Origin of the sequence: Ralstonia mannitolilytica (assembly GCF_905397375.1) — a bacterium.
Taxonomy (GTDB): Bacteria; Pseudomonadota; Gammaproteobacteria; order Burkholderiales; family Burkholderiaceae; genus Ralstonia; species Ralstonia mannitolilytica.
On sequence record NZ_CAJPVG010000005.1, the window covers coordinates 110875 to 136208 of the forward strand.

Consider the following 25334-nt stretch of genomic DNA (forward strand, 5'->3'; position numbering starts at 1 on the left):
TCGTTATTCATATTGATCCAGCACGGACGGCGTAATCGGCTGCGCGGACACCGGCTGGTAGCCGGGCACGTTCAAACGGATCACATCGATCGGATTGTTCCCCACCTTCGACAGGCCCTTGAATTCGATCTGGGCGAAGATGTGTGTCGTGTAGCCCGATACGGCATTGCTGTAGCGCTGCACGGCGAGCCGGCCCACCCAGCAGTCGGCCACGTATTCGAAGCCAAGGAGCATATCCGACGGCTTCTTCGCATCCATGTCGTAGCCGATGCGGCCCAGGCCGTACAGGCGCCGCGTGATCGGCCACTGCGCAGAGATATCGGCCTGCTCCAGCGGCAACTGACCGGTGTTGGCGTCCTGCCGGTAATAGCGGTAGCCGAGGTTGATGACCTTGTTGGCCTCGGGTTTCCAGCTGAACGCCACGGTCGAACGCATGATGCGGTCGATGTCCTGATTGTACTGAAGGTTCGTATCGAAAAAGATGCCGCGGAACATCTGGATCGTGGTCGCGCCCAGAAGGTCCGAGTAGCGGCGCACCGACGTCGGCGCCGCGCCTGCCAGCGTGACGCGCTGCCCCTCGAAGTCGATCCGCTGCGCAATGGTGGCGCGCAGGCGCTCGATGCCGGATTCGGCCTCGATGAAGCGCGTGGTCACACCCGCGGTCAGCTTGTTGTTGTCGGCAATGCGGTCGTAACCGGTGTACGGGTTCTCGGTGAAGATCTGGCCGAGGTTGTAGTCGGACTGGCCGGTATCGAACAGCGGAATCTGCGACTGGTCACGGTACGGCGTGTACACGTAGAACAGGCGCGGCTCCAGCGTCTGGATGTAGCTCACGCCGAAGAGCTTGGACACCATCGGCGCATCGCGCTCGAACGTCATGCCCGAATCGAGCGAGAACGTGGGCAGCGTGCGGTTGATCTGCGTGTCCTGCGTGTCGCCGGCGGGGCGATCGAGGCGGTACGCCGTGGTGTTGAGGATGAACTTCGGCGTGACGTACCAACCGGGGCGGACGATCGGGTAGCTGATCGTCGGCTGCATGAAGAGGCGCTCGCCCTGCACGGTGTTGGCCGTGGGGATCGAGAATCGCGTGTAGTCGGTCTGGAAGTTGATGTCGAACCCGCCGATGTCGTACCGGTTGTACATCAGGTTCAACTGCGGCAGGCGCTCGTACGGCGGGGACAGCGGCGTGGTCTCGGTCGACAGCGTCTGGAACTTCTGCACGCGCGCCGTCGCGAGCCAATCACCGATGGAATACGTGACGCCGCCTTCCTGCGTGTACTGGCGCTGCGTCGCCGTGACGATGCTGCGCCCGAGGTCATCCGGATACGTGTTGTCGGAGACCTTGTTGTAGTTCACGTAGGCGTTCAGCCCCGGCGCCAGGCGCTGCGTGTGCTGCAACGCGATCGACCAGCGGTCGCGGTCGGCCTCGCGATCGTTAGGCAGGAATTCGCCGCGCAGGACGCCGCCGTAGCTCGAGCCGAGATAACGGTATTCCGCGCCGAGCTGCAGGCCGCGCTGCGTGAGCAGGCGCGGATACAGCGTCAGGTCACGGTTCGGCGCGATGTTGAAGTAATACGGCAGCGTGACGTCTGCGCCGCTGCGGCTGTTGTAGCCGAACACCGGCGGCAGGAAGCCGCTGCGCCGGTCGTCGTTGAGCGGAAAGTCCATCACCGGCGCGGCGAACACGGGCACCCCAAAGAAGTGCAGCACGCCGTTGCGGCCTGTGCCGACCTGGCGGTCGCTGTCGATGTCGATGCGGCTTGCGCTGAAGTACCAGTCGACGTTGTCCGGCGAGCACGTCGTGTACGTGCCGCGCGTGATGCGGCTGTTGTCCTTGTCCAGGAAGTCGATGCGCTCGGCCGTGCCGTGGCCGCCCGTGGTGTGAAACTCGTAGGCCGGCGTGCTGATGGTGCCTTCGTTGGCCGTGACCTTCAGCTTGGCATCCGGCCCGGTGACGAGCGTGCCGTCGCGGAAGATGCGCACGTTGCCGGTGGCGGTGGCGACGTCGGTGTCCTGGTTGTAATCGAGGGTGTCACCCTTGATGACGGCACCGTTGCGGCGCAGCTCGCCGTGGCCGCGCAGGTGGATGTCCTCGTTCGTGCGGCCGTCCATCGTGTCGGCCGCCGTGAAGGTGGGGACCGTGTTGTCCGGACGCTTGATGGGCTCGGCCATCTTGGGCACCAGCGGGCTGCCGCCCGGGGTGGTGGGCCCGGACGTGGCCAGGGCCGTGACGGATGAAGCCGGTGTCGCCGCAGACGCGGTCGATTGCGTCGGGTCCGCACTCTGCGCCGCGGACGTCGCCGTCCAGACACCGGCCACGGCGAACACCAGCGGGCGCAATGCCAGCGTGTTGCGCCGGTGGGCGGTTCGCTGGTCGGGCGCGGCAACAGCAGGGCGCTGCCGGTTTTTCCTGGCTCGGTTCGGTTCGGTCATGCAGATCGGGAACAGGGCTGCGCGCGCAGGCGCGCACGGGGGCACATCATCGTCGGTGTCCCGCCGCTGCGCGCGGCCCCGACAGGGCTGGCGCTCGCTCGCGGCGAAACTCGGTCGGGTATTATACGGGGCTTCCTTCCAGCCCCATTCCAGCGTTCTCTCAGCATGGTTTCGACCCCTGGCGCCACCACCGGCGCGACCGACGCACGCCTGACCCAACTTCGCGACTGGCTCGGCACATTGCCCGCTGCGCACGGCCTGCGCATCGACACGCTGCAACCCGCTTCGGCCGATGCCAGTTTCCGCCGCTATTTCCGCCTGGAAGGCGCCGGCGGCACCTTGATCGTCATGGACGCCCCGCCGCCGCAGGAAGACTGCCGACCGTTCGTCCACGTGGCCGGCCTGCTCAACGGGGCTGGCGTGCGCGCGCCGCAGGTACTGGAACAGGATCTCGCGCAGGGGTTCCTGCTGCTGACCGACCTCGGCCCGCAGACGTATCTGCAATCGCTGCGCGAGCACGATTTCGACCTGGCCTACGCCAACACGCTGTTCCGCCCCGCCATCCACACGCTCGTGCGCTGGCAGCTCGCCTCGCGCGAAGGCGAGCTGCCGCCGTACGACGAGGCCCTGCTGCGCCGCGAGCTGTCGCTGTTTCCCGACTGGTATGTCGAGCGGCACCTGCAGCGCCCGCTGGATGCCGCGCAGCGCGAATCGCTCGACAAGGTCTTCAAGCTGCTGGTCGACAGCGCGCTCGCCCAGCCGCGCGTGTACGTGCACCGCGATTACATGCCGCGCAACCTGATGATCAACGCGGCCGACCCGTCGCAGCCGGGCGTGCTGGACTTCCAGGACGCGGTCTACGGCCCGATCACGTACGACGCCGCCTCGCTGCTGCGCGACGCCTTCCTGTCGTGGGATGAAGAACAGGAGCTGGACTGGGCGGTGCGCTACTGGGAAGCCGCCCGCGCCGCCAAGCTGCCCGTGGACGCCGATTTCGGCGAGTTCTACCGCGCCCTCGAATGGATGGGCGCGCAGCGTCACCTGAAGGTGGCGGGCATCTTCGCGCGCCTGTGCTACCGCGACGGCAAGGCCGGCTACGTGGAAGACACCCCGCGCTTCATCGCCTACCTGCGCCGCGTATGCAGCCGCTACAACGCGCTGGCGCCACTGGCTCGCCTGCTCGATCAGCTGGAAGATCGCGCCCAGCAGGTCGGCTACACCTTCTGACTCCCATGGCCTCCGCACGGGCTGTTGAGTTCCGCGCCGGCATGCTGGCGCTCGCACCGATGCTGCTCGGTGTGGTGCCGTTCGGCCTCATCTATGGCGTGCTGGCCACGTCGGCCGGCATGCCCGCGTGGCTGGCCGTGGCGATGAGCGCAATCGTTTTTGGCGGCGCGTCGCAGATGATCCTCGTGCAGTTGTGGGCCGGGGGCGCGCCCGCGCTTGTGATTGCGGCGACGGTCTCGATGGTGAACCTGCGGCACGCGCTGTATTCGGCCAGCATCGCGCCGACCCTGGCGCACCTGCCGCGCCGCTGGAAATGGCTGATCGCCTACCTGTTGACCGACGAGGCGTTTGCGGCCATGAACCGGCGCGTCGTCAACTCGCGCCCCGGCACGGAAGAAGCCACGTATCGCCACTGGTACTTCCTGGGCGCCGGTGTGGCGCTGTGGACGAGTTGGCAGGCGTCGACCATCGTCGGCGTGGTGCTCGGAGCACAGGTGCCGAACACGTGGCCGCTCGATTTCTTCCTGCCGCTCACCTTCATCGCGATCGTGGTGCCGGCGCTGCGCACACGCGCGCAACTGACCGCCGCGCTGACCGGCGCCGCGCTGGCCGTCGCATGGACGGGCTGGCCGCACAAGCTGGGGCTGATGAGTGCTGCGTGTGTCGGCATCGCCATCGGCGCGCTGGTCGAGCGGCTGGTGGACCGGCGCAACAAGGAGGCGGCCGCATGAAGGCCCTGATCCTTCTTGGCGTGCTGCTGATCTCGGGCGCAGCCACCTACCTGATCCGCCTGTCGTTCATCGCGCTTGAAGGGCGCATGAACCTGCCGCTGTGGTTTCGCAGCGCCCTGCCCTACGTGCCGGCCGCCATGCTGACCGCGCTGATTGCACCGGACCTGCTGATGCGCGACGGTGCGCTGGCGGTATCGGCAGACAACCCGCGCCTGGTCGCGGGCATCGTCGCCATCGCCATTGCCCGCGTCACCAACAGTGCGATGTGGACCATCGTGGGCGGCATGGCCGTGCTGCTGATTCTCATGAAGGTGATGGCTTGAATTCGACGATCAAGGCGATGATCTTCGCCGCCGGACGCGGCGACCGCATGCGTCCGCTGACCGACCACACGCCCAAACCACTGCTGCCGGTGGGTGGAAAACCGCTGATCGTCTGGCAGATCGAGCGCCTGGCCGCAGCGGGCGTGCTCCACATCGTCATCAACCACGCGTGGCTCGGTGCGCAGATTGAAGCGGCGCTCGGTGACGGCGGTGCCTGGGGCGTGCGGATCGCGTATTCGCCCGAAGGCGAGGCGCTGGAGACGGCCGGCGGCGTGGCCCAGGCCATGCCGCTGCTGCAGGCCGGCGAAGGCAACGGCGTGTTCATCGCCGTCAGCGGCGATGTGTTCTGCGATTACGACTACGCCGCCTTGCGCGACCGCGCCGCCGCGCTCGAAGCGCAGGCGCAGCCGGGCATGCATCTGGTGATGGTGCCCAACCCGCCCTATCACCCGAACGGCGATTTCGCCCTCGACGACGCAGGCACGCTGCACGCCGAGGGCACAGGCCGCCTCACGTTCGGCAACATCGGCCTGTACGACACGCGCCTGTTTGCCGGCATCACGCCGGGCACGCGCATGGCCATGACGCCGCTCTACCACGCGGCCATCGCCGAGGGCCGCGCCACGGGCGAGCGCTTCGACGGCCGCTGGGAAAACGTCGGCACGCCCGCGCAACTTGCGGCGCTGGACGCCGAACTGGCGGCACGACGGGCTTAAAGCCCGGCAGGAGCTTCCGCGCTGAGCGATTCGGCGCTCATCGGGCGCCCCAGCAGATAGCCCTGCAGCGAGTCGCAGCCAAGCTGCGTGAGAAACGCCTGCTGCTCGGCCGTCTCGACGCCTTCGGCGACGATGCGCAGGTTCAGCGTCTGCCCAAGCGCCACGATAGCCGAGACGATGGCGGCGTCTTCCGTGTCGCGCTCCAGGTCGCGCACGAAGCCGCGGTCGATCTTCAACTCGCTGGCGGGCAGCCGCTTGAGGTAGAGCAGGCTTGAATAGCCGGTGCCGAAATCGTCAATGGAGATGCGCACGCCCATGGCGTCGAGCTGCTGCAGGATGTGCAGGCTGGCATCGGCGTCGCGCATGGCGGTCGATTCCGTGATCTCCAGCGTCAGGCAATGCGGGTCGAGCGCGTGGCGGGCCAGCGTGTCGCGCACCGTGTCGATCAGCGCGGCATGGCCGAACTGCAGCGCGGAGAGGTTCACGGCGACACTCCACCCGGCATGCCCCTCGCGGCGCCACTGCGCCATCTGGCGGCACGCCTCGTCGAGCACCCACGTGCCCAGCGGCACGATGAGCCCGGTGCGCTCTGCCAGCGGAATGAACTCGTTGGCCGACAGCAGCCCGCGCACCGGATGCTGCCAGCGCACGAGCGCCTCCACTCCGGCGATCGGGCCATGCGGCGCATGGAACTTCGGCTGGTAGTACAGCACGAGTTCGTTGCGCTCGATGGCCAGCCGCAAGTCCTGGACGAGCTGCAACTGCTGGTGCACGTTGGCGTTCATCGACGGCTCGAAGAAGCTGTAGGCGTTCCGGCCCAGCCCCTTGGCGTGGTACATCGCCGCGTCTGCATTGGTCAGCAGATCGTGCTGGTTGGCGCCATCGCCGGGGTACATCGCAATGCCGATGCTGGTGGACACGCGCAGCTCATGCCCGCCGGCCAGGAAGGGCTCGCGCACGGCCTCGAGCAACGTGTCGGCCAGCGTGCCGGCGTCTTCAGGGTCGTCCACGTGGGTCAGCACGACGAACTCGTCGCCGCCGACGCGCGCGACGGTGTCCTGCTGGCGCACACGGCCGACGATGCGCTGCGCCACGTCGATCAGCAGCAGATCGCCCACGTGGTGCCCGTAGACGTCGTTGACCGCCTTGAAGCCGTCCAGATCCATGAACATGAGCGCAAAGCGGCGCTTCTCGCGTTCGGCCGTGCGGATCGCCTGGTTCAGGCGGTCTTCCAGCAGCAGGCGGTTGGAGAGCTTGGTCAGGTTGTCGTGCAGGGCTAGGTACGCCAGCTCCTGGTTGGCCTGCGCCAGCGAATGGGCCAGCACCGCCGTGCGCGCCTCCATGCGCAGATCGAGCACCGAGATGATGAGCGCAATGGCAAGCACCGCCAGCGTGATGAGGATGATGACCAACGCCAGCCACGCGGTGCTGGCGCCGGCATGTGCAGCCCCGCACACGCTGCCCAGCGGAAACGCCGCGGCCGCCATGCCCGTGTAGTGCATGCCCACGATGGCCACGCCCATCACCACCGCCGCGCCGGCGCGTAATGCCCGCACGCGCTGCGAGTGGCCCCGCAGGCGGAAGGCGATCCACAGCGCCGCGCCCGAGGCAAACACTGCGATCACCACCGAGAGCCCAAAGATCGCCGGGTCGTAGTCGATGCCCGGCTTCATGCGCAGCGCGGCCATGCCCGTGTAGTGCATGCCGGCCACGCCCACGCCCATCAGCAGTGCGCCGCCCACCAGGCGCCGCCACGGCAGCTCACGCCGGCTCACCAGCCACAACGCGAACGCAGAGGCCGCGATGGCAATGGCCAGCGAGGCGAGCGTGATGGATACGTCATAACCGAGCGGAATCGGCAGGCTGAAGGCCAGCATGCCGACAAAGTGCATCGACCAGATGCCCACGCCCATGGCCGATGCCCCGCCGGTCAGCCACCAGAACGCAGCCCGCCCCTGTGCGGTGACCACCCGCCCCGCCATGTCCAGCGCCGTATACGACGCGAGCACGGCCACAAGAAGGGAAAGCAGGACGAGAAGAGGGTTGTAACTGCCGACAAGCATGGGTTCTCCAGGCAGGCCGATCCTGGACGGCCACGCTCCATCACGGTTCATCGACCGCATCCGCCCCAGACTTTAGAGGAGGTGACTGTACGCCACAATTTTCTTTGCAATTGAGCCCGCCGCGATGCGGCGCGGGGCCGGCGTTACAATTCATTGATCCCTCTGACGTCAGAAATCACGCCATGTCCGCCTCTGAACTCGCCTTTCTCCAGACCTATCGCCAGCGCCGCGAACGTGTTGCGCAATGGCTGCGCGAACAGGGCGGCGGCGTGGCCATCGTGCCGACCGCCCCCGAAGCGATGCGCAACCGCGACAGCGACTACCCCTACCGGCACGACAGCTACTTCTATTACTTGACCGGCTTCACCGAGCCGGAAGCCGTACTCGCCATCGTGGTCCCCGGCGGCAGCGCGGCTGAATCGCAGACGCGCAGCGTCCTGTTCTGCCGCCCCAAGCACGAAGAACGCGAAATCTGGGACGGCTTCCGCTTCGGCCCGGAGGCCGCCAGGGAGGCCTTCGGCCTGGACGAAGCGCATTCGGTGAAAGAGATCGACGCGGCGCTGCCGAGGCTGCTCGCCAACACGGCCGCCGTGGCGTATCCGCTGGCCGAGAGCGGCACGTTCGACCGCCGCATGCGCCGCTGGCTCGATGCCGTGCGCACGCAGGGGCGGGCGGGCGTGTCCTCGCCGCACCGGGCGCTGGACGTGCGGGCCATCCTCGACGAGATGCGCCTGTTCAAGGACCCCGGCGAGCTCGACATCATGCGCCGCGCCGCGCGCATTTCCGCCGGGGCGCACGTGCGCGCCATGCAGGCCTCGCGCGCCGGGCTGCGCGAATACCACCTCGAAGCCGAACTGCTGTACGAATTCCGCCGTCACGGCGCGCAGAGCGTCGCCTACAACTCCATCGTCGCAACAGGCCCGAACGCGTGCGTGCTGCACTACCGCGCGGGCAACGCTGAACTGCGCGACGGCGATCTCTGCCTGATCGACGCCGGCTGCGAACTCGACGGCTACGCCTCGGACATCACGCGCACGTTCCCCGTCAATGGACGCTTCACCGGCCCGCAGCGCGAGCTGTATGAACTCGTGGTCGCCGCGCAGGAAGCCGCCATTGCACAGACGCGCCCCGGTGTGCCGTACAACGTGCCGCACGACGCGGCCACGCGCGTGCTGGCGCAAGGCATGCTCGACACAGGACTGCTCGATGCCAACAAGGTCGGCACGCTCGACGACGTGATCGCCGGCGGCCAGTACCGCCAGTTCTACATGCACCGCACCGGCCACTGGCTCGGCATGGACGTGCACGACGTGGGGGAATACCGCACGCCGGGCACCACCGCCCCGGCTGAAGGCGAACGCCCGTGGCGCCCGCTCGAGGCCGGCATGGTGCTGACCGTCGAGCCCGGCATCTACGTGCGCCCTGCACCCGGCGTGCCCGAGCAGTACTGGCACATCGGCATCCGCATCGAAGACGACGCCATCGTCACGCCCGAGGGCTGCGAGCTGATCACGCGCGACGTGCCTGTCGCCGTGGCCGACATCGAAGCGATCATGCGAGGCGGCCAATGACGGATTCCACCGCCGCGGCACCCGACTTCGACGTCGCCATCGTCGGTGCGGGGCCGGTGGGGCTGGCGCTGGCCAACTGGCTGCTGCGGGACACCGACTGGCGCATTGCCCTGTTCGATGCACGCGACCCTGAGGCCGCGGCGCGCGACCCGCGCGCGCTGGCGCTCTCGCACGGCTCGCGCGTGTTGCTGCAGGAGATTGGCGGTTGGCCCGCGCGCGCCACGCCGATCACGCACATCCATGTCTCGCAGCGCGGCCACTTCGGGCAGGCGCATATCCGCCGCGAAGATTACGACGTGCCGGCGCTCGGCCATGTCGTGCAGTACGGCGACCTGAGCGCCGCGCTCAACGCCGCACTCGCCGCGCAGATGCGGCAACGCCCGGACCGCCTCACGCGCTATGACCACACGCCGGTCGAGCGCGTCGAGCAACTGCCACGCGCGGATGGCACCGTCGCGCCGGCCCGCGTGCGCGCGCTTCGCGAGGGACGGCATCCGCTGGCCATCGAAACCGAGGTCGTCATCCAGGCAGAAGGCGGCCTGTTCGACGACGCGCGCAGGCAGGCCGGCAGCCTCGCCCACGCACGCCGCCGCGACTACGGCCAGACCGCCATCGTCGCGCACGTGCGCTGCAGCGCGCCGCTGGAAGGCTGGGCCTGGGAGCGCTTCACGCCCGAGGGCCCGCTCGCGCTGCTGCCGCAGGACGATGCGCAGGGACCCGGGTATGCGCTGGTCTGGTGCTGCTCGCCCGGAGAGGCACGCCGCCGCGCGGGGTTGCCCGACGACGCCTTCCTCGCCGAACTCGGTACGGCTTTCGGCGACCGCATGGGCCGCTTTACACACGCCAGCGCGCGCCACACCTTTGCGCTCGGGCTGCACGCGCAACGCGTTCCGGTCGATCGGCGCGTGGCGGCCATCGGGAATGCGGCGCAGACGATCCACCCCGTGGCGGGCCAGGGCTTCAACCTGGGCCTGCGCGATGCGTTCGAGATGGCGCGTGCGCTGCGAGACGGCGCAACGCCCGCCGCGCTCGCCCGCTTTGCCCGTGAACGCACGTTCGACCGCGCCGTCACCATCGGCCTGACCGACTTGCTGCCGCGCGCGTTTGCCGTCCCGGGCTGCACGTTCGGCCACCTGCGCGGCGCGGCGCTCACGCTGCTCGAATGCCTGCCGCCGCTCAAGCACGGGCTTGCGCGCCAGATGATGTTTGGCCAGCGACGCTAGGGCATGCAGATCACCGTCGTGGGTGCCGGCATTGTGGGCACCGCATGTGCACTGCAATTGCAGCGCGAAGGCCACCAGGTCACGCTGCTCGATCAGGCCGGCATCGGCGAAGGCTGCTCGTTCGGCAACGCCGGCTGCCTGAGCGTGGCGTCCGTCGTGCCGATGGCGCTGCCCGGCATGCTCAGGCAGGTGCCGAAATGGCTGGCCGACCCCATGGGTCCGCTCACGGTGCGCTGGTCCTACCTGCCGCGCGCCCTGCCCTGGCTCCTGCAATGGGTGCGCGCCGGCAATGAAGCCCAGGCGCGTGCGACGGCGCCGCCGCTGGCACATCTGTTCAGCGCGACCTTTCCCGGCTATCGCAGCCTGCTCGACCCCGCGCAATACGACAGCCTGATCCGCCAGACCGGGCACCTTTATGTCTGGCGCACGCTGACGCGCTCCTCGGGCGACGCGCTGGCGCAATCGATCCGCGATGCAACCGGCGTACGCTCGCAAGCCCTGAGCGCCAACGAAGCCCGCGAACTGGAGCCCGCGCTGGCCCCGGATATCCAGTCCGCCCTTTTGCTGCCCGACAACGGCTTCACGGTCAACCCGGAGCGGCTGGTCAAAACGCTGGCGGCCAATCTTGCGGCAGCCGGCGGCACGTTCCTGCGCCGCAAGGTGGTAGATGTCGAATCGGACGACCACGGCCCGACGCGGCTGCAGACCGATTGCGGCACGCTGCCCGTGTCGAAGCTCGTCGTCACGGCCGGCGCGTGGTCGATGCGGCTCGGCGCAAAGCTCAGCGGCACGCGCATCCCGCTCGATACCGAACGCGGCTATCACGCAATGCTGAGCGCCCCGACCGTGCAGCCCTCGCGGCCGATCATGGACTGCGAACGCAAGTTCATCGCCACGCCCATGGAAGGCGGCCTGCGCATTGCCGGCACAGTCGAGATCGGCGGGCTGGATGCCCCGCCCGATTACCGCCGTGCCCGCATCCTGGCGCGACAGGGTCAGCAACTCTTCCCCGGCCTCGCCTTTGCGGACGACAGCCAGTGGATGGGCTTTCGGCCGTCGATTCCGGACAGCCTGCCCGTCATCGACCGCTCCGAGCGCTACCGCAACGTCTTCTTTGCGTTCGGGCACGGCCACCTGGGCATGACGGGCGCCCCCGGCACGGCCAGGCTCATCGCCGATCTGGTCAGCGAACGCGCGCCCTTCATCGACGCCCGCCCGTACGGCCTGCAACGGTTCCGCTGATGCCGCCGCGGCAAGCACGCCTTGCCGCAACCGCACCGCCGCATAGTTTGTGCACAACATTTAGGCAATCGGCCGGTTTGGCGGTAAAATCCCGTCCTCGCATTTTTCACCCCCGTCGTTCCGCCAATGCTGGCGGAAGGGGCTGTTTTTTCGTTTCTTCGTCGCTCAACGCCTCACCAACGCGCCGCGTACCGTGCAGATCGGACCGCATACCCTTCGCAACAACCTGTTCGTCGCCCCGATGGCGGGTGTGACGGACCGCCCGTTCCGCCAGCTTTGCAAGCGGCTGGGCGCGGGCTATGCGGTGTCCGAGATGGTCGCGTCCAACGCGCAGCTCTGGAAGAGCGAGAAGACCATGCGGCGCGCCAATCACGAAGGCGAGGTCGAGCCGATTGCCGTGCAGATCGCCGGCGCCGAACCGATGATGATGGCCGAGGCCGCACGCTACAACGTCGACCGGGGCGCGCAGATCATCGACATCAACATGGGCTGCCCGGCCAAGAAGGTGTGCAACGTGGCCGCCGGTTCGGCGCTGCTGCAGAACGAGCCGCTGGTGGCGCGCATCGTCGAGGCGGTGGTCGGGGCCGTGGGCGACCGGGTGCCTGTCACGCTCAAGATCCGCACCGGCTGGGACCGCGAGCATCGCAACGCGCTCACCGTGGCCCGCATCGCGCAGGACGCGGGCATCAGCATGCTGACCGTGCACGGTCGCACGCGTGCCGACCTGTACCACGGTGAAGCCGAATACGACACCATCGCCGCGGTCAAGGCGTCGGTGCGCATTCCGGTGGTCGCCAACGGCGACATCACCACGCCGGCCAAGGCCAAGCACGTGCTGGCCGTAACGGGCGCCGACGCCATCATGATCGGCCGCGCGGCGCAGGGCCGGCCGTGGCTGTTCCGCGAGATCGAACACTTCCTGCAGACCGGCACGCTGCTGCCGGCGCCCGAGGTGGAAGAGATCCGCGGCATCATGAACACGCACCTCGAAGAGCACTACGCGTTCTACGGCGAATACACCGGCGTGCGCACCGCGCGCAAGCACATCGCCTGGTACACGCGCGGGTTGGCGGGGGCCAACCTGTTCCGCCACCGCATGAACACCATCGAAGACACCGCGGCGCAACTGGCTGCCGTCAACGCGTTCTTCGACGAACAGCGCGCGCTGTCCGATCGCCTCGTCTACGAAGACCAGGCCACCGCCGACAGCGAGCGCCCCACGACGGGCAACAACGACAACAACAAGGAACTGCTTGCCGCATGAGCCGCAACCCGATCGAACGTTGCATCCGCGACAGCCTGGATGCCTACTACCGCGACCTGGATGGCGAAAACCCGTCCAACGTCTACGACATGGTGCTGCAGGCCATCGAACGGCCGCTGCTGGAGACCGTGATGGAATGGGCCTCCAACAACCAGTCGCAGGCGGCCGATTACCTGGGCATCAACCGCAACACGCTGCGCAAGAAGCTGCAGCAGCACGGGTTGCTCTGAGCCCGCCGACCGATTTCCCTTTCTGACGGCGCCAGGGCCACCACCCCAGCGCCACACCCGCCCACCGGCGTTTCCATCATGATCCAGCAAGCCCTGCTTTCCGTTTCCGACAAGACCGGCATCGTCGACTTTGCCCGTGCCCTGCACGAGCGCGGCGTCAAGCTCCTCTCCACCGGCGGCACCGCCAAGCTGCTCGCCGAATCGGGCCTGCCCGTGACGGAAGTGGCGGACTACACCGGTTTTCCGGAAATGCTCGACGGCCGCGTCAAGACGCTGCACCCGAAGGTGCACGGCGGCATCCTGGCCCGCCGCGACCTGCCCGAGCACATGGCGGCGCTCGCTGAGCACAGCATCCCGACCATCGACCTGCTGGTGGTGAACCTGTACCCGTTCCAGCAGACGGTGGCCAAGGACGAATGCACGCTGGCCGACGCCATCGAGAACATCGACATCGGCGGCCCGACCATGCTGCGCTCGGCGGCCAAGAACCATCGCGACGTGACGGTCATCGTCGACCCGGCCGACTACGCCACCGTGCTGGCCGAAATGCAGGCCAACAACAACACGGTCGGCTACGAAACCAACTTCATGCTGGCCAAGAAGGTGTTCGCGCACACCGCGCAGTACGACGGCGCCATCACGAATTACCTGACGAGCCTCGGCGCCGACAAGTCGCACAGCACGCGCAGCGCCTATCCGCAAACGCTGAACCTGGCCTTCGACAAGGTGCAGGAGATGCGTTACGGCGAGAATCCGCACCAATCCGCCGCGTTCTACCGTGACCTGAAAGCCGTCGACGGCGCGCTCGCCAACTACACGCAACTGCAGGGCAAGGAGTTGTCGTACAACAACATCGCCGACGCCGACGCCGCGTGGGAATGCGTGAAGTCGTTCGACCCGGCCAAGGGCGCCGCGTGCGTCATCATCAAGCACGCCAACCCGTGCGGCGTGGCCATTGGCGGCACCGCGCAGGAAGCGTATGAGAAGGCCTTCAAGACCGACTCGACTTCGGCCTTCGGCGGCATCATCGCCTTCAACGTGCCGCTGGATGAAGCAGCCGCACAGGTCGTCGCCAAGCAGTTCGTGGAAGTGCTGATCGCCCCGGGGTTCTCGGAAGGGGCGCGTGCCGTGTTCGCCGGCAAGCAGAACGTGCGTGTGCTCGAAATTCCGCTCGGCAACGGCATCAATGCGTACGACTTCAAGCGCGTGGGCGGCGGCCTGCTGGTGCAGAGCCCGGACGCCAAGAACGTGCAGCCGAGCGAGCTGCGCGTGGTCACCAAGCGCCACCCGACCCCGAAGGAAATGGACGACCTGATGTTCGCCTGGCGCGTCGCCAAGTTCGTCAAGTCGAACGCCATCGTGTTCTGCGGCGGCGGCATGACGCTGGGCGTGGGCGCCGGCCAGATGAGCCGTGTGGACTCGGCCCGCATCGCCAGCATCAAGGCGCAGAACGCCGGTCTGACGCTGGCCGGTTCGGCTGTGGCGTCGGATGCGTTCTTCCCGTTCCGCGATGGCCTGGACGTGGTGGTCGACGCTGGCGCCTCGTGCGTGATCCAGCCAGGCGGCTCGGTGCGCGACGATGAAGTGATCGCCGCCGCCGACGAGCGCAACGTGGCGATGATCTTCACGGGCACCCGCCACTTCCGCCACTGATCGGCTCGGTCGTTCGACCGATCAGCGGGGCAAGGCGTAGACTGGCGCCTGCCCCGTTTTTCTTTTCTGCTCCGCTCCATTTCATGCGCATCCTCGGCATCGATCCCGGCCTTCGCACCACGGGTTTCGGCGTGCTCGAACGGCACGGCCACAAGCTCGTGTACGTGGCCTCGGGCACGATCAAGAGCAACGGCAATGCCGACCTGCCCAGCCGCCTGAAGACGCTGTATGACGGCGTCTCCGAACTGGTGAGCACCTACCGGCCGGACTGCGCTTCCATCGAAAAGGTGTTCGTCAACGTCAACCCGCAATCGACGCTGCTGCTCGGCCAGGCCCGCGGCGCGGTGATCTGCGGCCTGATGAGCGGCAACCTGCCCGTGTTCGAATACACCGCGCTGCAACTGAAGCAGGCCGTCGTCGGCTACGGCCGCGCCAACAAGGACCAGGTGCAGGAGATGGTCGTGCGCCTGCTCAACCTGGAAGGCAAACCCGGCGCCGATGCATCGGACGCCTTGGGCGTGGCGATCTGCCATGCGCACGGCGGCGAAACGCTGGCCGCCATGGCCGGGCTGGCGCCGCAGCTTGCGCAAAAGGGGCTGCGCGTGCGGCGCGGGCGCCTCGTCGGTTGACAGGATCTTCAAAGTCGGCGGGTAGCTGCTTCATCGCGCGGCGACTACCATGCGGGGTATCCGTCTTCAGGAGATCCCGATGCTGCGCCGCCTCATCCTGCTGAGCCCGTTGATCTTGAGTACCTCGATGGCCCTGTCCGCCTGCCGGCTGGAATACAACCATGGCGGCGACAACGGCGGCGGCAACACCACGCCCATCGCCACCGTCCAGGTGATCGGACACCGCGGTGCATCGGCGTTGCGGCCCGAGCACACGCTCGCCTCGTACCAGAAGGCCATCGACGACGGCGCCGACATCATCGAGCCCGATCTCGTCTCCACCAAAGATGGCGTGCTCGTGGCGCGCCACGAGAACGAAATCTCCGGCACGACGAACGTGGCCGACGTGGCAGCATTTGCTGGCCGCAAGACCACCAAGACGATCGACGGCCAGAGCGTCACCGGCTGGTTCACCGAAGACTTCACGCTCGGTGAATTGAAAACGCTGCGCGCACGCGAGCGCATCCCCAGCATCCGCCCCGACAACGTCGCCTACAACGACCAGTTCGACATCCCGACGCTCGACGAGATCATCGCGCTCGCGCGGGACCAATCCGCCAGGCTTGGCCGCAACATCGGCATCTATCCCGAGACGAAACATCCGACGTACTTCCAGTCGATCGGTCTGCCGCTCGAAGACAGGCTGATCGATGCACTGCGCCGTGATGCCTTCACGGCGAGCCGCACCACGGTCTACATCCAGTCGTTCGAAGTGGCCAACCTCAAGGCCATCCGCGACAAGATCGGCAGCAGCCAGCCGAACTGGAAGCTCGTGCAACTGATGGGCAGCGCGGGCCGGCAACCGTACGACTTCTTCGTCGCTCGCGACACCCGCACCTACGGCGACATGATGACCGACCGCGGCATGCGTGACATCGCGAGCTATGCCAACGGCGTCGGCCCCGACAAGAACAGCATCATGAGCCTGGATGCCGACGGCCGGCTCACCGACCCGACCGACCTCATCCGCAACGCGCACAACGCTGGGCTCGTCGTCCACCCGTACACGTTCCGGCCCGAGAACACCTTCCTGCCGCCGTCGCTGCGCAGCGGTGCCGACAGCACGCGGAACGTGAGCGGCTCCATCGAAGAGATCCAGGCCTTCCTGCGCGCAGGCGTCGACGGCTTCTTCACAGACGACCCGGCGGTCGGGCGGCAGGCCGTCTCGACCTTCAAGCGCTAGCGTTCGTGCATCAAACCGGAGTGGGCGGCCCGAGGCGGCCCCGGCAAGCGCAGGCGTACAAGGGGCCGCTGAGCCTCGCAGAGGGGTCGGGCCGGGCGGCAGGTTTGGGCTACACTGCGTCCCGTTTTGGAGGAGGAACCCCACCCATGATCGGACGCATCGCCGGGACGCTGATCGAAAAGAACCCGCCGCACCTGCTGGTCGATTGCCACGGCGTCGGCTACGAGATCGACGTGCCGATGAGCACGTTCTACAACCTGCCCGCGATCGGCGAGAAGGTCATCCTGCTGACGCAGCAGATCGTGCGCGAAGATGCGCACCTGCTCTACGGCTTCGGCACTGCCGCCGAGCGCGAGACGTTCCGCCAGCTCATCAAGATTTCCGGCATCGGCGCACGCATTGCGCTGGCGGTGCTGTCCGGCATGTCGGTGGCGGAACTCGCGCAGGCCGTCACACTGCAGGAAGCCGGGCGGCTCACGCGCATCCCGGGGATCGGCAAGAAGACGGCCGAGCGCCTGCTGCTCGAACTCAAGGGCAAGCTGGGCGCCGACCTCGGCGCCGTGCCCGGCGGCCCGGCCGTCTCGGACGACGCGGTCGACGTGCTCAACGCCTTGCTGGCGCTGGGGTATTCCGACAAGGAAGCGGCGCTCGCCATCAAGCAGGTGCCGGCCGGCACGGGCGTCTCCGAGGGGATCAAGCTGGCGCTCAAGGCGCTGTCCAAGGGCTGACGCCCCGGCGCGGCAAGACGGTAGAATGGCCTGCTCGCGCCTTCCCGGCGCCGTCTGCCCGTCATGATCGAAACCGACAAGCTCGCCGCCAAGGCTGTCTCTGCTGAGCGCATCATCTCAGCCTCCCCCGCCTCCCCCAACGAGGAGGCGTTCGAGCGCGCGCTGCGCCCCAAGCTGCTCGACGAATATGTCGGCCAGGAAAAGGTGCGCGGCCAGCTCGACATCTTCATGACGGCGGCCAAGCAGCGCAGCGAAGCGCTGGACCACGTGCTGCTGTTCGGCCCCCCCGGTCTGGGCAAGACGACGCTGGCGCACATCATCGCGCGCGAAATGGGCGTCAACCTGCGCCAGACTTCCGGCCCCGTGCTGGAACGCCCGGGCGATCTGGCCGCGCTGCTCACCAACCTCGAAGCCAACGACGTCCTCTTCATCGACGAGATTCATCGGCTCTCGCCCGTGGTGGAGGAAATCCTGTACCCGGCGCTGGAGGACTACCAGATCGACATCATGATTGGCGAGGGCCCGGCGGCGCGCTCGGTCAAGCTCGATCTGCAGCCGTTCACGCTGGTGGGGGCCACCACGCGGGCCGGCATGCTGACCAACCCGCTGCGCGACCGCTTCGGCATCGTCGCGCGGCTGGAGTTCTACACGCCTGCCGAGCTGACGAAGATCGTCACGCGCTCGGCGGGCCTGCTCAACGCCAGGATCGCCGAAGACGGCGCGCTGGAAATCGCCAAGCGCTCGCGCGGCACGCCGCGTATCGCCAACCGTCTGCTGCGCCGCGTACGTGACTACGCCGAGGTCAAGGCCGACGGCGTCATCACGCGCGAAGTCGCCGATGCCGCACTGGCGATGCTCGATGTGGATGCCGTCGGCTTCGACCTGATGGACCGCAAGCTGCTCGAAGCGATCCTGCACAAGTTCAACGGCGGGCCGGTCGGCATCGACAACCTGGCGGCAGCCATCGGCGAAGAGCGCGACACGATCGAAGACGTGCTCGAGCCGTACCTGATCCAGCAGGGCTACCTGCAGCGCACGCCGCGCGGCCGCGTGGCTACGGCATCGGCGTACCAGCACTTCGGGCTGGGCGCGCCAAAGAGCGGCCCGGTGCGCGATCTCTGGGACGACAACAACTAGCCATCAGCGCCGCGATGCCATGACCGCTCCAAGTCCTCAGCGCAACTTCCGCTACTACGACTTCGTCATGGCCGCCTTCGTCACAGTGCTGCTGTGCTCGAACCTGATCGGTGCGGCCAAGGCGGCGCAGGTCACGTTGCCGATCCTTGGGCCGGTCACATTTGGCGCGGGCGTGCTGTTCTTCCCGATCTCGTACATCTTCGGCGACATCCTCACCGAGGTGTACGGCTACGGGCGCGACCGCCGCGTGGTGTGGGCGGGTTTTGCCGCGCTCGTCTTCGCGTCGTTCATGTCGCTGGTGGTGCTGGCGCTGCCCGTGGCGCCGTTCATGGCCGGCTATCAGAAGAGCCTGAACGACGTGTTCGGCAACACGCCGCGCATCGTGGCGGGGTCGCTCATCGCATTCTGGTGCGGCAGCTTTGCCAACAGCTACACGCTGGCGAAGATGAAGATCGCAACGGAAGGGAAATGGCTGTGGACGCGCATCGTCGGGTCCACGGTGGTGGGCGAGGCGGTCGATTCGTCGCTGTTCTACGTGATCGCCTTCTACGGCATCTGGCCGCACGAACAGGTGCTGCGCGTGGCCATCGCGCAATACATCCTCAAGACCGGCTGGGAAATCGTCGCAACCCCACTCACCTACCGCGTCGTCGCCTTCCTCAAGCGCGCCGAGAACGAGGACTACTACGACCGCGATACCGACTTCACGCCGTTCCGGCTGAAGGTGTAGCGTTCAGGGAACGCGGCGGTCCACCTCGTCGAGCACCAGCAAATCGAGGTGCGCGACATCGCCCCACTGCAGCACGGTCAACTGATGACCGTCGGATGAAAGCCGGTTGATGCTCGCGTTGCGCAGCTCATGCCGGCGTGGCTCGGTGAGCGTCATGGCGTTGGCGTGGCGATACAGGCAATCCAGCACGCCGCCGTGGCTGACCAGCGCGATGCGTTCGCCGGGGTGGCGGCGGACCAGGCGCAGGGCTGTCTGCACCGCGCGCTCGTGGAATTCGGTGAGCGTTTCGCCGCCGGGCGGCGCGAACGCCGGCACGCGGTTCTGCCAGGCGTCGAATTCAGCCGGATGCCGCTCGGCGACTTCGGCGTAGGTCAGGCCTTCGAACTCGCCGTAGCAGCGTTCGCGAAGGCCGGCGTCGTCGCGCACCGCTACGCCGAGCTCATCGGCCAGCGCTTGCGCGGTCTGCCGGGCGCGCGACAGGTCGCTTGCGTAGACCGCATCGAAGCGCTCACCCGCGAGCGCCCTGCCGAGCTGCGCGGCTTGCTCAAGCCCCTGCGTGTTCAGCGGCACGTCGAGCTGGCCTTGCAGGCGGCGCTCACGGTTCCAGTCGGTCTCGCCGTGGCGGATGAGCACGATGTGGGTAATTTGCGGCATCGGCATGGGCATGGCAGCGGCGCGTGGCATCACGGGGTCCTGGGCAGGTCAGACGGATTTGACGGCGGATTTGGCCACCTCGGGCGCTGCCGCCCGCACCGCTGGCGGCGCGACCTGCAGCCAGAACGTGACCGGCCCATCGTTGACGAGCGATACCTTCATGTCGGCACCGAACTCCCCGCTGGCGACGATGGGGTGCTGCGCCTGCGCCCGCGTCACGAAATGCTCGTACAGGCGGCGGCCGTCTTGCGGCGCAGCCGCCGGCGTAAAGCTCGGACGCGTACCGGACTTGGTATCGGCCGCCAGCGTGAACTGCGAGACGATCAGCAAGCCGCCTACCTGCCCGTTGCCGTCGATGTTGCGCACCGGCAGGTTCATCCTGCCCTGCGCATCCGAGAACACGCGGTAGTTCAGCAACTTTTCCAGCAAGCGGTCGGCCTCGGCGGCGGTGTCGCCGCGTTCGGCGCACACGAGGGCGAGCAGGCCCGGTCCGATCTCGCCGACGACGCGGCCATCGACGCGCACGGCCGCTTCCGACACGCGCTGGATCAGGCCGATCACTTCAGCACCACGCGCGCAAATCGGCGCTTGCCGACCTGCATGACGAACGTGCCTGCCTCCACCTTCAGGCCCTTGTCGCTGATGACGGTACCGTCGATCTTTACGCCACCCTGCTCGATGTTGCGGTTGGCTTCCGACGTCGACGGGCAGAGGCCGGCCTGCTTGAGCAGCTGCGCGATGCCCAGCGGCGCGCCCGACAGCTCGATCTGCGGGATGTCGTCCGGCACGCCGCCGCGGGCGCGGTGGTTGAAGTCATCCAGTGCGCGCTCGGCATCGGCCTGGCTGTGGAAGCGCGCAACGATTTCCTGCGCCAGCAGCACCTTGCAATCGCGCGGGTTGCGGCCCAGCGCGACCTCTTCCTTCATCATGTCGATCTCGGCCTGCGGGCGGAAGGACAGCAGCGTGTAGTACGTCCACATCAGGTCGTCGGAGATGCTCATCAGCTTGCCGAACATCTCATTCGGCGCCTCGCTGATGCCGACGTAGTTGCCCTTGGACTTGGACATCTTCTCCACGCCGTCCAGCCCCACCAGCAGCGGCATCGTCAGGATGCACTGCGGCTCCTGGCCGTATTCCTTCTGCAGCTCGCGCCCGACCAGCAGGTTGAATTTCTGGTCGGTGCCACCCAGCTCCAGGTCGGATTTCAGCGCAACGGAGTCGTACCCCTGCATCAGCGGGTAGAGGAATTCGTGCACCGAGATCGGCACGCCGGCCTTGAAGCGCTTGGTGAAGTCATCGCGCTCCATCATGCGGGCGACGGTGTAGCGCGAGGCCAGCTGGATCATGCCGCGCGCACCCAGCGGGTCGCACCATTCGCTGTTGTAGCGGATCTCGGTCTTGCTCGGGTCAAGGACCATGCTGGCCTGGCGGTAGTAGGTCTGTGCGTTGGCCTCGATCTGCTCGCGCGTGAGCGGCGGGCGCGTCGAGTTGCGGCCCGACGGATCGCCGATGGTCGAGGTGAAATCGCCGATCAGGAAGATCACCTGATGCCCCAGGTCCTGCAGCTGGCGCATCTTGTTGAGCACCACCGTGTGGCCGATGTGGATGTCGGGCGCAGTCGGGTCCAGGCCCAGCTTGATGCGCAACGGCACGCCGGTCGCGGCGCTGCGCGCGAGCTTCTGTTCCCACTCTGCCGCCACCAGCAATTCGTCGCAGCCGCGCAGCGACACCTCCATCGCGTGCAGCACCTCGGGCGTGACCGGATATTTCGGTTTGCCCGGCGTAGCGTTGTCGGAAGCGGGTACGGAAGCGTCAGGTGCGGTCATGGCAAAAAGAAAGGTCACCGCGCCGCTGAAGCAACGGCGCGAACGGAAACAAGAAACAGGGAGATCGTGCGTGCGCGATGGCCGACATGCGTCCAAGACGTTCCGGCCGCGCAATCCCGGGATTTTACCGTGATGTGCCCAGCCGGCCCGCCATCGCGCTGGTAAGCTGTCGCGCATGAGCCATCCCGACAACATTTCCACCCGCAGCGACCGCTACATCGGCCTGATGTCCGGCACCAGCCTGGACGGCGTCGACGGCGTACTCGCGGATTTCTCCGGCGACCACCCGGCCGTCCTGGCCGACGCCTACGTGCCCTTCCCTGCCGAGCTGCGGCAGCGCTTTCTGGACCTGCAGCACGCCGGTCACGATGAAATCCACCGCGAAGCCTTGGCCGCCAATGCGCTCGCCATCGTCTACGCCGAATGCGTCGGCAGGCTGCTCGAGGGCACGGGCCTGACCGCACACGACGTGCAGGCCATCGGCGCGCACGGGCAGACGATCCGTCATCAGCCCGGCGCGCACGACGGCATCGGATACACGCGCCAGACACAGCATGCTGCCGTGCTGGCCGAGCGTGTCGGCATCGACGTCATCGCGGACTTTCGCAGCCGCGACATCGCCGCGGGCGGCCAGGGCGCGCCGCTTGTGCCGGCCCTGCATCGCGCGCTGTTTGGCCTGCCGGATGCGTGGCGCGTGGTGTGCAACATCGGCGGCATCGCCAACCTGACCGTGCTGCCCCCGCAGGCGTCCAATGCGCGCGACGCCGTGCTGGGCTTCGACTGCGGCCCCGGCAACGCCCTGATGGATTATTGGGTCCACAACCACCAAGGCACCCGCTACGACGCCGACGGCGCCTGGGCGCGCACCGGGCGCGTGGACAAAGCCCTGCTTGCGCGCCTCAAGGCAGAACCGTTCTTTGCCGCCGCGCCGCCGAAGAGTACCGGTCGTGACCTGTTCAACCCGGCGTGGCTGCAGCAGTCGCTCGGCGATGCACTTGCCGCCGCACGCCCCGCAGACGTGCAAGCCACGCTGCTCGCCCTCACCGCCGGCACCATCGCCGATGCCGTACAGGCGCATGCGCCGCAAGCGACATCGCTGCTCGTCTGCGGCGGCGGTGCACGCAACGGCGCGCTGATGGCCCACATCGGGCAGCAACTGCCGGGCGTGCAAGTCGCCCCGACAGACGACTTTGGTGTGCCAGCGCACCAAGTGGAAGCGCTCGCCTTTGCGTGGCTGGCGCGCCAGTGCGTACACCGCGTACCGGGCAATCTGTACACCGCGACCGGCGCCTCGGGCGGTCGCATTCTTGGCGCGATCTATCCGGCCTGAGCACCCAAACTCAAGGCAACAAAAAAGCGCACCCAGGTGCGCTTTTTCCTTTGGAGCGAGGCCCCGTCAGACCGAGAACGACGAGCCGCAACCGCAGGTGGTCGAGGCATTCGGATTCTTGATGACGAATTGCGCGCCGTTGATGTCTTCCTTGTAGTCGATCTCGGCGCCCACCAAGTACTGGTAGCTCATCGAGTCGATCAGCAGCGTCACGCCATTCTTGGTCATGGTCGTGTCGTCTTCGTTGGTTTCTTCGTCAAAGGTGAAGCCGTACTGGAAGCCCGAGCAACCGCCGCCCTGCACGAACACGCGCAGCTTGAGCTCCGGGTTGCCTTCTTCTTCAATCAGTTGCTTGACCTTGTCCGCAGCGCTGTCGGTAAAGACCAGCGGAGCCGGAACCTCGTTCACATCGGGCGTGGCTGCCTGCGCGACTGCGTTCATGAAAATCTCCTGTGGGATACGTCTCAAACTTGCCTGTATTTTAAGCGCAAGCTTGAAATCGTGCCGAAGCCCCGGGTTTCAAGGGGGCATTGTGCGGTGCCCCAGCAACGGCTGGCACCGCGTGTGATCAGTCCTGGTTCGAAGCCAGCTTGAGATTGGGCAGCAGCTTCACATCGCCAGGCGCCGCGTGCGTCAGCGTGCCCATGACGACCGCGCCCTGGTGCATCTCCAGCGCCGCGTATTGCACGTTGCCCTCGATGCGGGCCTTGGGCTGCAACTCGAGCAGTTCAGCCACATGCACCGGTCCCACCACCGTGCCGTTGAGGATCAGGTGCCCGACGTGCACCTCGCCTTCCACGCGTGCGCTGTCGGTAATGACGAGCATGCTCGGTTTGTCAGGGTCGCCGTAGACGTTGCCCTTGATCTCGCCGTCGATCCGCAGACCGCCCGAGAAGCGAAGGTCGCCTTCCAGCCTGGTGCGGGCGCCGAGCAATGTTTCAATCGCCAAGCCCTTCTTCTTGCCAAACAGCATCGTCGACTCCTCTTTTTGTACTGTTCCGACAGGACGTGCCCGTCAGATGGAAAAACTCTGGCTCGCCTTGATCTTGCCGTTCTGCAGCACCTTCACCATCACCGACTGCACCGTGGTGCCGGGTGGCACATCCACCCAACCTTCCAGGCGCTGATAGTGCGTGAGCTTGACGCGGGTAGTGGCTGCAGCCGACCCGCTCGCCGCCCCACCCGGGAAATCGATCGTAGCAGGTTTGCCCGCCTGTACCACGTTCAACGTCAGCGCCAATTGCCCCTGGAATTCGGAGACCGGGGCAAAGGCCTTGCCGCCGCCCTGCATCAGCAACACGCGAAAGCGCAGGCGCGTAGGCTGGGCTTCATCCGGTGCAATGCGGAAGCTGCGCACGTAGATGCCGGCGGAGTTGGTCGGCGCGGGCAGCAGGCTGTCGAAGAACGCCAGATCTTCTTTCAGTTGCGCGTTCTCGGTCTCGAGCGCCTTGAGTTGCTCGGCCATCTGCGCCTGCGCCCCTTCGGCAATACCCAGACGGGCATCCACGGTGCCCGCCGACGCGGCCAGCTTGTCGCGCTCGGCCTGCACCGCAGCCAACTTCGCGGTCAGTTCGCGGTTCATCGCGCGCAGGTCGCTGTCGTGCGGCCCCGTCAGACGGCGGCCCTCCTCGAACGCCCACAGCGCTGCTGCCGCCGCCAAGCCAAGCACCACCGCAATCAGCAGAACCGTCACCGGCCATGGCAGGCGTGAACGTACGGTCACGTTCGGAGCGAGCACGGAAGCGCGGCGCAACAGGCGGCGCGCCTTCATGCGGCCACTCCCAGGCTCGCACTGCGGATCGAAACCGGCTTAGGCGAAACAGCGGATTGCATCATACGAACCAAACGCTGGCAAAGTGTGAATTGTAGTCCTGCGTGCATGTCGGAGCTGTTGCAAAGCGTAAGTGAGGGGCAGGACGCATCACATCATTTGAGTGAAGCCCACAAAACAAAAAACCACACCCGAGGGTGTGGTTCTTTGCTGAAGCAGGAGCAGCGATTAACGCTTCGAGAACTGCTTGGCGCGGCGGGCCTTGCGCAGACCGACCTTCTTACGCTCGACTTCACGTGCATCACGCGTCACCAGACCGGCCTTCGACAGGGCGGGCTTCAGCGTGGCATCGTAATCGATCAGGGCGCGGGTGATGCCGTGACGCACGGCCCCGGCCTGGCCGGTTTCACCGCCGCCAACCACGTTGACCTTGATGTCAAACGTAGCTGCGTGGTTGGTCAGTTCCAGCGGCTGACGCACGATCATCAGCGAGGTTTCACGAGCGAAGTACTCGTTGATAGCCTTGCCGTTGACGATGATGTCGCCCTTGCCGGACTTGATGAAGACACGTGCCACAGCGCTCTTGCGGCGGCCGGTGCCATAGTTCCAGTTTCCGATCATGGATTAGGCC

The 25334-nt window shown here is 66.9% G+C and carries 25 protein-coding genes; 16 read left to right on the forward strand and 9 right to left on the reverse strand.

Annotated elements, in window-relative coordinates:
* Window positions 1-3: 3 nt before the first annotated feature.
* Window positions 4-2433 (reverse strand): LPS-assembly protein LptD, encoded by a 2430-nt coding sequence (locus tag KHN96_RS12115; protein WP_045785832.1) that lies wholly within the window; start codon window positions 2431-2433, stop codon window positions 4-6.
* A gap of 165 nt (window positions 2434-2598) precedes the next feature.
* Between KHN96_RS12115 and KHN96_RS12120 the strand changes: the two genes are divergently transcribed.
* From KHN96_RS12120 to murU, 4 genes are read left to right on the forward strand one after another with little or no spacing between them, the layout of a single operon-like run.
* Window positions 2599-3660 carry an aminoglycoside phosphotransferase family protein gene (locus KHN96_RS12120; RefSeq protein WP_062739055.1) on the forward strand — a complete coding sequence of 354 codons (1062 nt, stop codon included), beginning with the start codon at window positions 2599-2601 and terminating at the stop codon, window positions 3658-3660.
* A 5-nt stretch (window positions 3661-3665) separates the two neighbouring features.
* The gene (locus KHN96_RS12125) at window positions 3666-4391 is read left to right on the forward strand and encodes an AzlC family ABC transporter permease (RefSeq protein WP_045785830.1); all 726 of its coding nucleotides are present in this window, start codon (window positions 3666-3668) and stop codon (window positions 4389-4391) included.
* Complete coding sequence (locus KHN96_RS12130) at window positions 4388-4714, forward strand: AzlD domain-containing protein (protein WP_045785829.1); 327 nt, start codon at window positions 4388-4390, stop codon at window positions 4712-4714. Before KHN96_RS12125 ends, KHN96_RS12130 begins: the two co-directional genes overlap by 4 nt.
* Before the next feature lie 8 nt (window positions 4715-4722).
* Window positions 4723-5430, forward strand: a complete 708-nt coding sequence (gene murU, locus KHN96_RS12135; protein ID WP_062739114.1) for an N-acetylmuramate alpha-1-phosphate uridylyltransferase MurU — start codon at window positions 4723-4725, stop codon at window positions 5428-5430.
* Here the strand turns inward: murU and KHN96_RS12140 are convergent.
* Window positions 5427-7493 carry a putative bifunctional diguanylate cyclase/phosphodiesterase gene (locus tag KHN96_RS12140; RefSeq protein WP_045785828.1) on the reverse strand — a complete coding sequence of 689 codons (2067 nt, stop codon included), beginning with the start codon at window positions 7491-7493 and terminating at the stop codon, window positions 5427-5429. The genes murU and KHN96_RS12140 overlap by 4 nt on opposite strands.
* Window positions 7494-7675: 182 nt before the next feature.
* Here KHN96_RS12140 and KHN96_RS12145 point away from each other — a divergent pair, with 182 nt between their 5' ends.
* From KHN96_RS12145 to KHN96_RS12195, 11 genes are all read left to right on the forward strand, one after another.
* Window positions 7676-9064, forward strand: coding sequence for an aminopeptidase P N-terminal domain-containing protein (locus KHN96_RS12145; protein WP_062739056.1), 1389 nt, complete (start codon window positions 7676-7678; stop codon window positions 9062-9064).
* Window positions 9061-10287 (forward strand): UbiH/UbiF/VisC/COQ6 family ubiquinone biosynthesis hydroxylase, encoded by a 1227-nt coding sequence (locus tag KHN96_RS12150; RefSeq protein ID WP_062739057.1) that lies wholly within the window; start codon window positions 9061-9063, stop codon window positions 10285-10287. Before KHN96_RS12145 ends, KHN96_RS12150 begins: the two co-directional genes overlap by 4 nt.
* 3 nt (window positions 10288-10290) lie before the next feature.
* Window positions 10291-11529, forward strand: a complete 1239-nt coding sequence (locus KHN96_RS12155) for an NAD(P)/FAD-dependent oxidoreductase (RefSeq protein WP_062739058.1) — start codon at window positions 10291-10293, stop codon at window positions 11527-11529.
* A 193-nt stretch (window positions 11530-11722) separates the two neighbouring features.
* On the forward strand, window positions 11723-12793 hold the full coding sequence (gene dusB, locus KHN96_RS12160; RefSeq protein WP_045785824.1) for a tRNA dihydrouridine synthase DusB: 1071 nt from the start codon (window positions 11723-11725) through the stop codon (window positions 12791-12793).
* Window positions 12790-13023, forward strand: coding sequence for a Fis family transcriptional regulator (locus tag KHN96_RS12165; protein WP_045785823.1), 234 nt, complete (start codon window positions 12790-12792; stop codon window positions 13021-13023). The genes dusB and KHN96_RS12165 overlap by 4 nt, the downstream gene beginning before the upstream one ends.
* A 78-nt stretch (window positions 13024-13101) precedes the next feature.
* On the forward strand, window positions 13102-14676 hold the full coding sequence (gene purH, locus KHN96_RS12170) for a bifunctional phosphoribosylaminoimidazolecarboxamide formyltransferase/IMP cyclohydrolase (RefSeq protein WP_045785822.1): 1575 nt from the start codon (window positions 13102-13104) through the stop codon (window positions 14674-14676).
* 83 nt (window positions 14677-14759) lie between these two features.
* On the forward strand, window positions 14760-15305 hold the full coding sequence (gene ruvC, locus KHN96_RS12175) for a crossover junction endodeoxyribonuclease RuvC (protein ID WP_004635567.1): 546 nt from the start codon (window positions 14760-14762) through the stop codon (window positions 15303-15305).
* Window positions 15306-15384: 79 nt separating this feature from the next.
* A complete protein-coding gene (locus KHN96_RS12180; RefSeq protein ID WP_062739059.1) occupies window positions 15385-16527 on the forward strand; it encodes a glycerophosphodiester phosphodiesterase in 1143 nt (380 codons plus the stop codon).
* 146 nt (window positions 16528-16673) lie between these two features.
* Window positions 16674-17255, forward strand: a complete 582-nt coding sequence (gene ruvA / locus KHN96_RS12185; RefSeq protein ID WP_062739060.1) for a Holliday junction branch migration protein RuvA — start codon at window positions 16674-16676, stop codon at window positions 17253-17255.
* 63 nt (window positions 17256-17318) lie between these two features.
* The gene (gene ruvB / locus KHN96_RS12190; protein ID WP_045785819.1) at window positions 17319-18392 is read left to right on the forward strand and encodes a Holliday junction branch migration DNA helicase RuvB; all 1074 of its coding nucleotides are present in this window, start codon (window positions 17319-17321) and stop codon (window positions 18390-18392) included.
* A 19-nt stretch (window positions 18393-18411) separates the two neighbouring features.
* Entirely contained in the window at window positions 18412-19122 is a 711-nt protein-coding gene (locus KHN96_RS12195) for a queuosine precursor transporter (protein WP_045785818.1), read from the forward strand.
* A 3-nt stretch (window positions 19123-19125) separates the two neighbouring features.
* Here the strand turns inward: KHN96_RS12195 and KHN96_RS12200 are convergent, their stop codons facing one another.
* Genes KHN96_RS12200 through tyrS form a run of 3 tightly spaced genes read right to left on the reverse strand, consistent with a single transcriptional unit; the run spans window position 19126 to window position 21602 of the window.
* On the reverse strand, window positions 19126-19806 hold the full coding sequence (locus tag KHN96_RS12200) for a histidine phosphatase family protein (protein ID WP_045785817.1): 681 nt from the start codon (window positions 19804-19806) through the stop codon (window positions 19126-19128).
* Window positions 19807-19824: 18 nt separating this feature from the next.
* A complete protein-coding gene (dtd, locus tag KHN96_RS12205) occupies window positions 19825-20337 on the reverse strand; it encodes a D-aminoacyl-tRNA deacylase (RefSeq protein ID WP_062739061.1) in 513 nt (170 codons plus the stop codon).
* Window positions 20334-21602, reverse strand: a complete 1269-nt coding sequence (tyrS, locus tag KHN96_RS12210) for a tyrosine--tRNA ligase (protein ID WP_045785815.1) — start codon at window positions 21600-21602, stop codon at window positions 20334-20336. Before tyrS ends, dtd begins: the two co-directional genes overlap by 4 nt.
* A gap of 175 nt (window positions 21603-21777) precedes the next feature.
* Here tyrS and KHN96_RS12215 point away from each other — a divergent pair, with 175 nt between their 5' ends.
* The gene (locus tag KHN96_RS12215) at window positions 21778-22932 is read left to right on the forward strand and encodes an anhydro-N-acetylmuramic acid kinase (protein WP_062739062.1); all 1155 of its coding nucleotides are present in this window, start codon (window positions 21778-21780) and stop codon (window positions 22930-22932) included.
* A gap of 66 nt (window positions 22933-22998) precedes the next feature.
* On the opposite strand, the gene erpA is transcribed toward KHN96_RS12215, so the two are convergent.
* The 4 genes from erpA to rpsI all read right to left on the reverse strand — a co-directional run bounded on the left by erpA (window position 22999) and on the right by rpsI (window position 25324).
* Window positions 22999-23373: an iron-sulfur cluster insertion protein ErpA gene (gene erpA, locus KHN96_RS12220; protein ID WP_045785813.1), complete on the reverse strand. Its 375-nt coding sequence runs from the start codon at window positions 23371-23373 to the stop codon at window positions 22999-23001.
* Window positions 23374-23500: 127 nt separating this feature from the next.
* The gene (locus tag KHN96_RS12225; protein ID WP_045785812.1) at window positions 23501-23905 is read right to left on the reverse strand and encodes a bactofilin family protein; all 405 of its coding nucleotides are present in this window, start codon (window positions 23903-23905) and stop codon (window positions 23501-23503) included.
* Window positions 23906-23947: 42 nt separating this feature from the next.
* Entirely contained in the window at window positions 23948-24703 is a 756-nt protein-coding gene (locus tag KHN96_RS12230) for a DUF6776 family protein (protein WP_045785811.1), read from the reverse strand.
* 228 nt (window positions 24704-24931) lie between these two features.
* Window positions 24932-25324 (reverse strand): 30S ribosomal protein S9, encoded by a 393-nt coding sequence (gene rpsI / locus KHN96_RS12235; protein WP_004633190.1) that lies wholly within the window; start codon window positions 25322-25324, stop codon window positions 24932-24934.
* Window positions 25325-25334 lie beyond the last annotated feature (10 nt).